The sequence below is a fragment of the Lactiplantibacillus nangangensis genome (assembly GCF_005405065.1).
Lineage (GTDB): Bacteria > Bacillota > Bacilli > Lactobacillales > Lactobacillaceae > Lactiplantibacillus > Lactiplantibacillus nangangensis.
This window is the reverse complement of the sequence record NZ_BJDI01000017.1, coordinates 1-14171: the sequence shown is the minus strand read 5'-3', so window position 1 is coordinate 14171 and position 14171 is coordinate 1. Positions and strand designations below refer to the sequence as shown.

Genomic DNA, 14171 nt, shown 5'->3' with positions numbered 1-14171 from the left:
TGTTTTTAAAGTAAAAAGCAACCGGTTGCGGCCGAGTTGCGCTTAGGATGTAGTTAGAAACGACAGACAAGGGAGTGGCTTTCGATGGTTGAAATGAATCTCGAACACATTTATAAAAAATACGAAGGTAACGAAAAGTATTCTGTTACTGATATGAATCTTGAAATTAAAGATGGTGAATTTGTCTTCTTCATCGGACCATCTGGCTGTGGTAAATCAACCACGTTACGGATGATTGCCGGTTTGGAAGATATTACCAAAGGTGATTTGAAGATGAATGGTCAAATCATGAACGATGTTGAACCTAAGAACCGTGATATCGCCATGGTTTTCCAAACTTACGCGTTGTATCCAAATATGACGGTCTTCGATAACATGGCCTTCGGGTTACAAATTCGAAAGACTTACAGTCAATCAGAAATCAAGAAGCGGGTCGACAATGCCGCTGAACAATTAGGACTAACCGATTTCTTGCAACGTCGGCCAGCGAACCTTTCTGGTGGGCAACGGCAACGGGTCGCGTTAGGCCGTGCGATTGTGCGGGATGCCGGAACCTTCTTGCTTGATGAACCTTTATCAAACTTGGATGCTAAATTGCGGGTCGATATGCGGACGACGATCGCCCAAATGCACCAACGTTTAAAGACGAATATGATCTATGTGACGCATGATCAAATTGAAGCGATGACCATGGCTGATCGGATCGTCATCATGAATGACGGGAAGATCATGCAAGTTGGAACGCCACATCAACTTTACAATGAACCAGTTAACAAGTTCGTTGCTGGGTTCATGGGCTCGCCATCGATGAACTTCTTTGAAGCGACCTTACATGATGGGCATGTCAGTGATGGTAAAGGCTTGGATGTTGCGGTGCCAGAAGGTCGGTTAAAGACTTTAGGCGCTTACAATGGCAAACACATCACCGTTGGGATTCGTCCAGAAGATATCCACGCTGAAAGAGTGGCCTTAGACGCCATGCCAGATCAAATCGTGCACACAAAAGTGGTTGTTTCTGAATTCTTAGGTGCCGAAACCATGCTCTATTGCACGGCTGGTCAATCGAAGTTTACCGCTCGGGTTGATGCCCGTGATTATCGTAATCCAGGTGAAAATGTCGATGTTGCTTTTGAAATGAGCAAGGCTCACTTCTTTGATCCAGAAACTCAGGATGTTATTCGCTAATAAAGCGGGGTATTTAGGAGGACGTATCTAAATGAAACGTATTTTTGAGGTTGACCCGTGGCACGTCATTAGTCATGAATTAGTGCCAACGGATAAACGGTTACAAGAAAGTATGACCAGTATCGGGAACGGTTATATGGGGATGCGTGGGATGTTTGAGGAACATTATTCCAATGACACCTTGAAAGGCATCTACATCGGCGGGGTCTGGTATCCAGACAAGACTCGCGTTGGCTGGTGGAAGAATGGCTATCCGGATTATTTCGGGAAAGTCATCAATGCCGTCAACTTCATCAAAGTCAATTTAACGATTGATGGCGACCAAGTTGACTTAGCGAAAGACGCAATCAGTGACTTTACGATTGATTTGGATATGCACACCGGCGTTTTACGGCGGTCATTTATCGTGACCAAGGGTGAGAAGCGCGTACAATTCATGATTGATCGGTTTGTCAGTGTCGCCCAAAAGGAATTATTCGATGTGCACTATAGTGTGCATAATTTGAGCGATGAGCCCGTCCAAATCGGCTTCATTTCACAGATTGATGCGGATGTCTTCAATGAAGATGCCAACTATGACGAGCAATTCTGGCAAGTGCTCGACAAGAGTCATGCGGTGACTGGTGGTAGTATGGTCGCTGAAACGAAGCCGAATGACTTTGGGACGCCACGCTTTACCTTAGGCATGCAAATGATGCATCTCACGGACTTCCGTGGCTCCAATGCGCCAGATACGGAAAAAGCGGTCACCAATATTTTCCGGGGGACCTTAGCGCCTGATGAGACTAAGAACTTTGAAAAACGGGTCATTGTGGTGACCTCGCGGGATTACTCAGACATGCGTGCCTTACGTGCCGGAATGGCGAAGTTGGCTGAAATGGTCCATACGCAAAGTTATGAAGACTTGCTCAAGGCGCACGTCGCTGTTTGGGAGAAACGTTGGCAATTAGCCGATGTTGAAATCGACGGCGACGATGCGGCACAACAAGGAATTCGCTTTAACTTATTCCAGTTATTCTCCACTTATTATGGTGAAGACAAGCGCTTGAACCTTGGGCCTAAAGGGTTCACGGGTGAAAAGTACGGTGGTGCCACTTATTGGGACACTGAAGCCTTCGGGGTACCGTTCTATCTCTCATTAGCCAAACCAAAAGTGACCGAAAACTTGTTGGAATACCGTTACAATCAATTGGACGGTGCGTTCCATAACGCGAAGATGCAAGGCCTTGATGGGGCACTCTTCCCAATGGTGACCTTTAACGGGATCGAATGCCATAACGAATGGGAAATCACCTTTGAAGAAATTCATCGGAATGGCTCAATCGCTTATGCCATCTATAACTACACTCGTTACACCGGCGATGAAACTTACTTGAAGGAAAAGGGTATCGATGTCTTAACCGCCATTTCACGGTTCTGGGCTGATCGGGTACACTTCTCTGAACGTAAGCAACAATATATGATTCACGGGGTCACTGGGCCTAATGAATACGAAAATAACGTTAACAATAACTGGTACACGAACTTCTTGGCTCGCTGGACGTTGCAATACACGTTGGCAAGCTTGAAGAAGGTCGACGATGCCAAACGCGACGCTTTGAATGTGAGTGCCGACGAATTAGCCAAGTGGCAAGATATTGTTGATCGGATGTACTTCCCACATGATGATAAGTTAGGCATCTTTGTTCAAAATGATACGTTCTTGGATAAAGATTTGAAGCCAGCTTCATCAATTCCAGCGGATCAACGGCCAATCAACCAACACTGGTCATGGGATCACATTTTGCGGTCACCATATATCAAGCAAGCCGATGTGCTACAAGGTATCTACTACTTCATGGATCACTTTACGACGGCGCAAAAGAAGGCTAACTTTGATTTCTACGAACCATTAACGGTTCACGAATCAAGTTTGTCACCCGCTGTGCATGCAATTTTAGCGGCTGATCTCCATTATGAAGACAAAGCCGTTGAAATGTATCAACGGACTGCTCGTTTAGACTTGGATAACTACAACAATGATACGGTCGATGGCTTACACATTACGTCCATGACTGGTTCATGGTTAGCGATTGTCCAAGGTTTCGCTGGCATGCGCGTCCGGGACGGCAAATTGTCCTTTGCCCCATTTGCACCAAAAGAATGGTCACATTATCAATTCCACGTTAACTTCCGGGGACGGTTGTTAAAAGTCGATGTTGATCAAAAACAGACGACGGTTGAGTTGGTTAGTGGCGATGCTTTAACAATTGAACTAAATGGCGAAGATGTGATCTTGAAAGACAAGGTTACAGCGACGACCAAAGCTTGATTTCGACGTGTCCGAAACTTGTTGAAATCAAGCCCTAAAACCTAGAATGACCTAACTTTCATTCTAACCTACTCCTAAATAGGACCTGCACTCATTAACTGGTGCAGGCCTTTTTAGGCGGTTAGAATTAGTTGCCGCTCCGGTCGTTGCTAGTTAATTTAAATTGCCACTCTGGTTGGGCCAGAATTGGCTGGAACGTGGTGGCCACGTTTGGAAGCCAAAGAGCGGTCTTCCAAGCCGGGCTTTATCTAAGTCGGAAAATCACCGACCAAGATAAACGACACCACTGAGCCAATTCTGGCCCGCCCGACGTTAATTAACAGCTATTAAAAAATTAACGATTAATTATTTTTAGTTCAGTCATTTAGCAACCAACCGGCAGGCGGCAATTTCAACTAGCACTAAGCATAGCTAGTTAACTGTTTTGAGACAAATGGTGTTATTTGATTTGGTGCATCAGTGACTAAAGGAGGGGGTTCGTATGAGTAAAAAATTTCATCATGCTTTTGGGGTTTACGGCATCATCACGATCAATAGTCAATTAGTGGTGATCAAGAAGACGGGTGGTCCGTATCTAAATCGTTATGATTTACCCGGCGGCAGTTTGGATGATGGTGAGCCATTGAACCGTGCGATTGGTCGTGAGATTCATGAAGAAACCCAGCTGACCGTTGAACGGGCTGTCCAGCTTGGTACGACCAGTTTTCGTTATCCGTGGTGTTATCAACATTGGACGTTTAATCAGCATATTTGTGTGTTTTACGAGATTACGCAATATACGGGAAGTCTTGCAACGGTGGTGCCACAATTTGTCGGACAAGATGCGTTAGGGGCGGTGGCAATGAGCCTTGATCAATTGACGCTGGACAACGCCTCGCCATTGGTTTTAAAAGCAATCGAATATCTTAAAAACCAGCGTCATTTTGATCCCTGTGATCAGTATTTTGAAACCTGGTCAGTATTAACTAAACCTGTATTCTAAGTGGCTAAAACACAAAAGCGCCGTCAAGACTGTCGAAAGTCTTGGCGGCTTTTGTGGGTTACGAACTCGCAAGTTAAGTTCTAAAAATACCTCAGGGGGTGATACGTTTGTTTCACCTTTTAATATACGCAGGGTATACATAGTTATGATGTAGCTTGTGTATGAAAACTGTAAAGATTTAGGCATTTTGAATGAATCCTGCTAGATAAGGTGTGCCGTGTGAAAATCAGCGTTGATCCTTACATGGCAGCTGGCTAAAGCAAGTGACAAAAAAGCGAGCACTAGGCTCGCTTTTTAACGTTTTAATGTGATGCTTATTCAGCTGGTTGTAACCAAAGCAACTGACTTTCAAAATCCTGCTTTGCTGGCGGCATCGTCAAGCCAACGTGGTTCAAGGTTTGTCCGCTAAACGAGTGCCCGTGAACCAAATAGTGACGTTGGTCAGCCAAATAGTGCAGTGGCAGCTGGGTTGGCACTTTAACCGCTGAACTTAAGCCAGTGGTATAGAAGCATAGCGCTTGTCGTTGGTCACGTGTGACCAGTAGCCAGGCCTGACAATCAGGCTGGTCGCGCCAATCGGTAAGCCGGTAAAACCGGGCGTTATTGAAGCGTGGTTGCCAGACTTTAGCTTGCTTGATCTGCGTCATCACGACTTGACGCTCGGCGGGGGTTAACGTGTCTAAGGCCATTTCAAAACCAAGGTTGCCGATTGTTGCCAAGTTTAGGCGCGTCTGCAACGGCGTGAATCGACCATTTTGACCATTCGGTGACGCGGAGACGTGCGTACTGAAACACGACGGCGGAAAGAGATAACTAAAGCCATTCTCGATTTTTGCGCGGTCGACTGGGTCGGTGAGGTCGCTCAACCAAGTTTGGTTTGTATAAGCGAGCATGCCGAAATCAAGGCGACCACCGCCGGCCGAACAGTTTTCGATAATCAATTCTGGAAAACGGGCGCGTAGTTGGTTGAGCAAGGTGTAGAGCCCTAACACATAACGTGTGTACAGTTCACCTTGTTGGCTGCTAGGAAGCCAATCGTTGCCAACTTGCGTTAAATGGCGATTCATATCCCACTTTAGATAGTCAAGTTGATTGGTCTCAATCAACCCCGTAATCGTCGTGAGCAGATGTTGCCGGACAGCGGTTTGAAATAGATCTAAGACCAGTTGATGCCGTGCAGTGATTGGGGCGCGCTGTTGATAATGTAAGACCCAATCCGGGTGCTCACGGTACAAGGCACTGTTGGTCGTGATCATCTCTGGCTCAAGCCATAAGCCAAATTTGAGTCCTTGTTGGTGAGCCTGATCAGCAAGTGGTCGTAAGCCCTGTGGAAACTTGACCGGATCCACTTGCCAGTCGCCTAATTGCCCATTTTCGCCATTTCGATTAAAGAACCAGCCGTCATCGACCACGACCATTTCGAGATCAAGGTCGGCGGCTTGCTGAATCAGTTGGCTCACTTTGGTGGCGTTCACGTCAAAAAAGTTACTTTCCCAAGTGTTGATGGCAATTGGACTGGTAGCAAGTGTCGGTTGAAGCTGGTTGCCAAAGTCATGAAAGACTTGGGACAAGCCATTGAAGCCCGCATCTGACCAAGCTAACACGGCCTCTGGTGATTGGAAACTAGTCCCAGCAGCCAGTTGCCATTGAAACGTGGTTGGCTCGAGCCCGAGTGTGAGCCGTGAGTGGGCGTACTGATCAACTTCGACGGCCGCCTGGAAATTACCACTCCAAACTAAGGCCGTCCCCAAGACCTCACCGCTAAATTCGGTAGCATGTGGTCGGGCAAGCCCCATGAATGGTTGTTGCTGGGGACCACTGGTGCCGCGAAGACTCCGCTGACACTGGATTCCGGGACGCAAAGGTGCCAGGGTGGGGTTTGCTTCATGCGCATGCGTGCCACTAAACGTTAAAGCGTCATAGTGATCATCGGCGAGATCTAGTTGCAGACTATTGAGTGTCTGAACGGTCAATGGCTGCTGACCGGTGTTAGTTAACGTCGTACTTCGCAAGATCAGTGGCGAATGGTCGAAAAGCGTGTAATTTAAAGCTAGTTTAAGGCCAGTAACCGTGTCGGCGAGGTGTAACACGAGGGTCGTCACGTCCGTGCCAGCTGCAACTGTTGGGGGCAGCTGGTCAGGGTTAATGGGCTGATCGGTCACCCGCATGCCAACGTAAGTCAAAATTGGCAACAGTTGGTTTGCGGGCGTTTCAATCAGGTAGCCGGGTTGCCGATAATCACCACTCCCAATCGTTGAATATTCCAAGGGGAGTGAGGTGACGGAATAAGGGAAATCTGGCTGCGTATCGGCGGCAAACGCATGATTGCCGCTCGGTAGTGGCGCTAGTTCTGTAGCATCGGTCAAAACGGCGCCAAAGTAACGATGGACTGGATAACGGTTCTTTAGAATTTGAATGACATAACTGATTTGATCATTAAAAAGGTTGATCAAACCCGTTTCTGGATCAACTTTAACTGGCATGATCAGCCTTCCTTAGTGTATTAGATTACGGCCGCTACGCCAGTTTGAGCTGGTTCGGTTAAAGCGACGATTTGGTCGCCAGCGGTCACTTGTTGTGCTTTAAGTCGTTCAACAGTTGCATAATCAGCGGTATTGGTGATGACGAGCATCACGGTTGGATCATAGTTAGCGGCTTTTAACGCTTTAATATCGAAAGTCCCTAATAAGTCACCTTGGTGGACGGTATCGCCTTTTTTAACATTGCTAGTAAAGTGTTCACCATTCAAGTTGACGGTATCGAGGCCTAAATGAATCAGGACTTCGGCGCCATCAGTGGTTTTGAGACCATAAGCGTGTTTGCTGTCATAAGTGACGGTGATAGTCCCATCGGCTGGGGCTAAAACTTGATCGGCGGTTGGGACGAAAGCGGCCCCTTTACCCATAATTTCAGCGGAGAAAACTTGATCATTGACGTCGCGAAGACTTTCAACAGTTCCACTCACGGGAGCGGCTAAAACTTCATCACTCACAAGGCTAACAGCTGGTGTGGCTGCTGTAGGGGTGGTTGTAGCTTGATCACGATCGTCACCTAAAGTCCGTTTAGCATAAACGAAAGTTGGGACGAAGGCAACGATGAATGAAACCAAAGCGCTCAACATGAAAGCTGGGATTGATTTGGACGCAATTGAGATGAACCCAATCACCGAAGCGGGTCCCATGGCAACAGCTAAGACGTGGAATAAGCCTAAGAAGACACAGGCAATCCCAGAAGCAATCGCCCCAAAGACGAATGGAAATTTCATTTTCAAGTTGACCCCGAAGATGGCAGGCTCAGTAATCCCAAGTAACGCTGATAGGCCGGCGGATGAAGTCAAAGCCTTTTGTTTTTGACTCTTAGTGGCAAAGAAGATGGCTAACGTTGCGGCCCCTTGACCAATATTAGCCATGGAAGCAACTGGGAAGATGAATGAGCCACCAGTTGTGGCAACGTTTGCAAGTAATTGCGTTTCAATTGCCGGGAACGTTTGATGCAGCCCAGTAATGACAATTGCGGAATATAAGAGACCGAAGATCCCCATGCCAATCCAGCCAGTTGTGTTGTAAAGGCCGACTAAACCGTTTGTTAAGGCGTCACTGACTGTCCGTAGCACTGGACCAACGATCGTGAAAGTTAAGAAACCGGTAATGACGATTGAGAACATGGGGGTAAACGTAAAGTCGAAAGCCCCTTTGATGTGTTTGTGGAAGAATTTTTCCAACGTGGCTAAGATAAAGGCCACGGCTAAGACTGGTAACACTTGACCTTGGTAGCCGGCTTGGGAAATATGCAACCCAAAGACGTTCCAATAAGGCATTTTGCCAGCGGCCATGGTTGCAGCGACACTGTAACCGTTGACCAAGTCTGGTAAGACCATGATCATCCCCATGGCAGCCCCCAAATAAGGATTCCCACCGAAACGTTTTGTGGCTGAGAAGCCTAACAGAATTGGTAAGAAGGTGAAGGGCGCGCTCGCCATGGCGTTGATCATTTCAGCGATCCCTTTGACACCGGGATAAACTTCAACGACTGATTTTGCCATGAATAAGTGTTCCGCGGTTAAAACGTTGTTCAAAGCCATTAATAGCCCACCAGCGACCAATGCTGGAATAATAGGAATAAAAATATCTGATAGCACTTTAAGAAAGTCCATTAATGGATTGCGTTTTTGACCAGCACTCGCGACGGCTTTGATATCGTCGGGGGTTGCTTCTTTTAAACCGGTTTCAGCGATGAGGGCATCGTAGACGTGGTCAACGTCGCCAGGGCCGATAATGATTTGATACTGACCATTAGTTTCAAAGGTCCCTTTAACATCGGGATCGTCATCTAAAGCCTGCTGATTGATTTTCGACTCATCCTTGATGACTAATCGTAAACGGGTCGCACAATGGGCGGCGGCTTGGATATTGTTTTTACCAATCGCGGCTAAAACGCGGTTCGCAACTGCTTGATGGTTCATTTAAGACCACTCCTTTTGAGTTTTGCTAATTTCAAAAAATCGTTTTGCAAGCGCTTTACAAAACCAATCATAACAAGTTTTGAATTTATGTCAAGCGTTTACCACAAAAATATTTTGAACCAAAAAGATACTGGTAAGCGTGTTTTGTCAGAAAATAGCAGAAAATTAGTATAAAAATGATAAACGTTTGACATACAACTGTAAGCGGTTTTATAATGGGGTCAACTTAAATTAACAGTCAGAGGAGTTTTAACTAATGATTTGGAATCGTGAAACGAGATATACCCCATATAATGCTTGGCCCAAGTCAACTTTGCCAACTTTAGAAGCCCAAGTGGCACAGTCTAAATGGCGCATGCAACATCATCTTCAACCAACTTCTGGTCTTTTGAATGATCCAAATGGCTTTTCGTATTTTAACCATCAATGGCACTTATTTTATCAGGTTTTCCCATATGGCCCAGTACACGGTTTGAAGGCTTGGCAGCATGTAACGTCTAAAGATTTGATCCACTGGCACGACGAAGGTTTGGCGATCCAACCGGATTCCAAATATGACTCACATGGCGCCTATACTGGGACAGCTTTGCCAGTTGGTGACCGCCTATTTATCATGTATACCGGTAACGTTCGCGATGCCGACTGGAACCGGCACTCCTATCAAATTGGGGCCTGGATGGGTCCAGATAATCAGGTTGAGAAAGTCACGCCGCCAGTGATTGACGCTGCGCCAGCGGGCTATACGACCTCGTTTCGCGACCCTTATCTTTTTGAGCGCGATGGTCAGTATTATGCCTTAATTGGTGCGCAAACGACGACTGAAGTGGGGGCAGTGTTGCTGTATCACAGTGCCGATTTGCAGCAGTGGGACTTCCAAGGGGAGCTTAATCTGCCAGCCAGTTTACGCGGCTTTATGGTGGAATGTCCTAACGTGGTTGAGATTGACGGGCAACCGGTTTTGATTTTCTGCCCCCAAGGCTTACCACAAGCAACCTTAGCTTATGAAAATATTTATCCGAACGTTTCTTTAGTTGGTCAGTCGTTTGACTTAGATCAAGTGAACTTCACCCCAGCCGGTGCGCCAACTCAGCTCGATGCGGGTTTTGATGTTTATGCGACCGAAGCCTTCAATGCGCCAGATGGCCGGGCCTTAGCAGTGAGTTGGATTGGTTTGCCAGAAATTGCTTACCCAACTGACGCCGAAAACTGGGCGCATGGTTTAAGTTTAGTGAAGGAATTGACTTTAAAAGACAATCACTTATATCAGAATCCAGTGGCGGAAACGGCACAATTACGGGCGACCCCCCAGCCAGTTCAAGCTAAAGTTAATGATTTAACGGGGGCGTTTGAGACTGAATTCACCTTAGCGGCGGATGAACAGATCCGTTTAAAGGTCATGACAGCCGACGCTGATCATTACTTGTTAGTTGATTTGGATGCCCAAGCCGGCACCGTGACGATTGATCGTAGTCATACTGGACGACCATTTGGTGAAAAATACGGCCAAATCCGTCGCGCACAAGTCCAACCACACGCTGAACTCAAACTGCGACTCATCATAGATGTCTCAGTGTTTGAATGCTATATTAATAATGGGTATACAACGATGACGGGGCGCTTTTTCTTAGACGATGCCCCAACTCAGCTACAATTAGCTGGGAACGTTGCGGCAGTCACCGGAACGGTCTGGAATTGGCTTAAATAAGGTGTTATTGGAGTGGTTTGAATGAAGCCAAAATTAAATGATGTCGCACAACTCGCTGGGGTGTCGGTGACGACCGTCTCACGGGTCATCAATGACCACGGCTATCTGAGTGAAAGGACGAAACAGAAAGTCTTTGCGGCGATGCGCGAGTTACATTATCAACCAAATAATATGGCGCGTTCTTTACAAGGTAAAAATACGCAATTAGTCGGCTTAATCTTTTCGGATATTAGTAATCCTTTTTTCGCTGAACTCGTGTCGCGCATTGAAAAAATTTTGTTTGCGAAAAATTATAAAGTGATTTTGTGTAATAGTGCGGATGATCCGCAAAAAGAGCGCGATTACCTGCAAATGTTGATGGCTAACCAAGTGGATGGCATCATCGCTGGGGCCCATAACCTCGGCATTGAAGAGTATAAGCAGTATGGGTTACCGATTATTTCGTTTGATCGATACTTGTCTGATAACGTCCCAATCGTCAGTTCTGACAACTTTAATGGTGGTTGGCTGGCAGCTCAGACGTTACAACAAGCTGGTGCGGATAAGATTGCCATTTTTACGGGTAAAAGTCATGCGGGATCACCTACAAATGGTCGGCGGGAAGGCTACGAAGCCTATTTAACGCAACACGGTCTGACACCACATGTGCACGAATTACCTTTCGAATTATCGCCAGCATTAAAAACTATGGAAATTCGCACGATTTTAGAGAATCACGACTACAATGGTGTTTTCTGTAGTGACGATTTGACGGCGTTATTGACTGCGAATGTGGCGCAACAATTAAAGCTGACGATTCCAACCGAGCTACGCTTAGTTGGTTACGACGGCACGGCGTTAATACGCAATTATCACCCGAATTTAACGACGATTGAACAACCGCTGGCGGATATTAGCACATTGTTAGTCTCACTATTGCTACAACGGATTGCGGATGCCAATTGCAAGTTGGAAGCAAAATACACCTTACCAGTGAAATTGATTAAAGGGACGACAGCTTAACTTGCTTCCGGTTGTCAGTGATAGTGATGCTTGGTGCTAGTTGAAATTGCCGCCTGCCGGTTGGTTACTAAAATGCTGGAACGCCGTGGGCCATTTTGAAGCCAAAAAGCGGTCTTCAAAACTGGCCTTGGCGTAAGTCCGAGCAGACCACTCGCACTAAGGCCAACGACACGGCTGAGCATTTTAGCAACCAACCTCTCGGCTAAAATTTGTGATCGACAATAGATAAACGTTAATTTTCGTTAATTAGCGTTGGGCGGGCCAGAATTGGCTCAGTGGTGTCGGTTATCTTGGTCGGTGATTTTCAGACTTAGATAACCCCCGTCTTGTGGTAGACCGCACTTGGTTTCCAAACGCAGGTACCACGTTCTAGCCAATTCTGGACCAACCAGAATGGTAATTTAAACCAACTGGCACCAAACATACTAGTTATGTCTGGATTTGTTTGCGTTTTGAGTGGCGTGAACAAGTTAAAAAGCAAGCACATCGCTTTTTTTAACGTTAACTAGCCGGAGGGCGTCGCTGATAGCATCGGTCGTGAAGGTGGCGTTTGGCCGGCGTTCTTCTTGCCGGTCTTACGCCACGGACCGGCCGGGACAATTGCGGGCTTGGCAACTGTTCCGGGCGAGGGGCAAGACGTTTCTCAGGCTTAGCCCGGTCCCGCGACCGCATGTTATCAGCGAGGCTCGGAGGCGGCAATGAACTAACAATTAAAAATTGGAGGAATTTGACGTGGCAGAAACAACAATCAAGTGGTGGCAACAAGCCGTTGTCTATCAAGTTTATCCGCGAAGTTTTCAGGATACGAATCACGATGGTATCGGTGATATTCAAGGGATTATCGACCATCTGGATTATTTAAAACAATTAGGGATCGATGTCATTTGGTTGAATCCAATTTATCAATCACCGAATGACGACAATGGTTACGACATTAGTGACTATCAAAAAATTGCGAGTGAGTTTGGGACGATGGCAGACTTTGACCGGCTGTTAGCGGCGGCACATGACCGTGACTTGCGGATTATTATGGATTTGGTAGTCAACCATACTTCAGATGAACATGCATGGTTTAAACAAAGCCGGGCGAGTCGCGACAATGCTTATCGTGATTTTTATTTCTGGCGGGCCGGTAATGGCGAAAAGGCTCCTAATAATTGGGATTCAGCCTTTGGTGGCTCGGCTTGGCAGTATGATGATAAGACCCAAGAATACTATTTGCACATTTTTTCAAAAAAACAGCCTGATTTAAACTGGGAAAATCCGCGTTTGCGTCAAAGTATCTATGACATGATGACTTGGTGGCTGGACAAGGGGATTGATGGGTTTCGGATGGATGTTATCAATCAGATCTCGAAGTTGCCAGGACTACCAGATGGGCCAGCCAAGCCCAATAGCGACTACGGCGATTCACGGGTGACCAATGGGCCGCGCGTGCATGAATTTTTGAAAGAAATGCATCAAAAAGTCTTGTCAAAATATGACATTATGACGGTTGGCGAAACCCACGGCGTGACGCCAGCTGATGCGCTGAAATATGCGGGGACCACAAGTCAAGAACTCGACATGGTCTTTGAATTTCAGCATTTAAAACTGGATAATAGCCAACATGGTTTTGGCAAATGGAGTACCCGGAAAACGCCGTTAGTTGGGTTAAAGCAAGTGATCAATGAGTGGCAAACGGGGCTGCATGGCGCCGCTTGGAATAGTTTGTTTTGGAATAATCACGACACGCCGCGAGCTGTTTCACGCTTCGGCAATGATACCCCACAATATCGGGAACGTTCGGCCAAAATGTTAGCGACCTGCCTACATTTGTTACAGGGAACGCCCTATATTTATCAGGGTGAAGAAATTGGGATGACGAATGCCCATTTCAAACAGTTATCAGACTATCGTGATATTGAGACGCTGAATGCTTATCAAGAAATCGTGACTGATCAGCACCGACTTTCCTCAGCAGATATGATGGCGAGAATTGAAGCAAACTCACGAGATAATTCTCGGACACCGATGCAATGGAATCAGACAGCTAATGCTGGTTTTAGTGATGCTCAGCCTTGGCTGAACGTGAACGCCAACTATCCAACGGTCAACGTTGAAGCGGCGTTAGCGGATCATCAGTCAGTCTGGTATTATTACCAAAAATTGATTGCGCTACGGCACGACTATCCATTGGTTACACTGGGAGACTTCAAGCTATTGTTGCCAGCGGATGAGGCCGTCTTTATGTATGAACGTCGTTGGCAAAATAAAACCTGGTTAGTGATCTGTAACTTCACGGCGACTACGATTGAACGGGATTTAACGTCAGTTTTAACAGCCCAACCAGAATTAATCATCAGTAACTATGACGATGATGCTGGGAATAAGTTGCGACCATACGAAGCCAAGGTTTATGGGTTATAATTTAAACCGAATAGCACTAAATAAGGCCCCTATCTAATCAATGCTATAGTCCCCTTAAGGTTGACAGATGAAAAACTATAATTCATCTATCAATCTTAAGGGGATTTTATTATGC

General features: G+C 46.4%; 8 protein-coding genes. 6 read left to right on the top strand and 2 right to left on the bottom strand.

The genetic code is table 11. The annotated features are described in order from the left end of the window. Window positions 1–84: 84 nt before the first annotated feature. From FFM70_RS12240 to FFM70_RS12230, 3 genes are all read left to right on the top strand, one after another. Window positions 85–1185: an ABC transporter ATP-binding protein gene (locus tag FFM70_RS12240; RefSeq protein ID WP_137617130.1), complete on the top strand. Its 1101-nt coding sequence runs from the start codon at window positions 85–87 to the stop codon at window positions 1183–1185. Between the two features lie 31 nt (window positions 1186–1216). Then, window positions 1217–3496, top strand: coding sequence for a glycoside hydrolase family 65 protein (locus FFM70_RS12235; protein WP_137617129.1), 2280 nt, complete (start codon window positions 1217–1219; stop codon window positions 3494–3496). Between the two features lie 481 nt (window positions 3497–3977). After that, the gene (locus tag FFM70_RS12230; protein ID WP_137617128.1) at window positions 3978–4478 is read left to right on the top strand and encodes an NUDIX hydrolase; all 501 of its coding nucleotides are present in this window, start codon (window positions 3978–3980) and stop codon (window positions 4476–4478) included. 314 nt (window positions 4479–4792) lie between these two features. Here the strand turns inward: FFM70_RS12230 and FFM70_RS12225 are convergent, their stop codons facing one another. Together FFM70_RS12225 and FFM70_RS12220 are read right to left on the bottom strand one after the other, a co-directional pair. After that, window positions 4793–6961 (bottom strand): alpha-galactosidase, encoded by a 2169-nt coding sequence (locus FFM70_RS12225; protein ID WP_137617127.1) that lies wholly within the window; start codon window positions 6959–6961, stop codon window positions 4793–4795. 20 nt (window positions 6962–6981) lie between these two features. Further along, window positions 6982–8940 carry a sucrose-specific PTS transporter subunit IIBC gene (locus tag FFM70_RS12220; protein WP_137617126.1) on the bottom strand — a complete coding sequence of 653 codons (1959 nt, stop codon included), beginning with the start codon at window positions 8938–8940 and terminating at the stop codon, window positions 6982–6984. A 256-nt stretch (window positions 8941–9196) separates the two neighbouring features. Between FFM70_RS12220 and FFM70_RS12215 the strand changes: the two genes are divergently transcribed. From FFM70_RS12215 to FFM70_RS12205, 3 genes are all read left to right on the top strand, one after another. After that, window positions 9197–10645 (top strand): sucrose-6-phosphate hydrolase, encoded by a 1449-nt coding sequence (locus tag FFM70_RS12215; protein WP_137617125.1) that lies wholly within the window; start codon window positions 9197–9199, stop codon window positions 10643–10645. A gap of 21 nt (window positions 10646–10666) precedes the next feature. Next, the gene (locus tag FFM70_RS12210; RefSeq protein WP_137617124.1) at window positions 10667–11647 is read left to right on the top strand and encodes a LacI family DNA-binding transcriptional regulator; all 981 of its coding nucleotides are present in this window, start codon (window positions 10667–10669) and stop codon (window positions 11645–11647) included. A 732-nt stretch (window positions 11648–12379) separates the two neighbouring features. Next, a complete protein-coding gene (locus tag FFM70_RS12205) occupies window positions 12380–14056 on the top strand; it encodes a glycoside hydrolase family 13 protein (RefSeq protein WP_137617123.1) in 1677 nt (558 codons plus the stop codon). Window positions 14057–14171 lie beyond the last annotated feature (115 nt).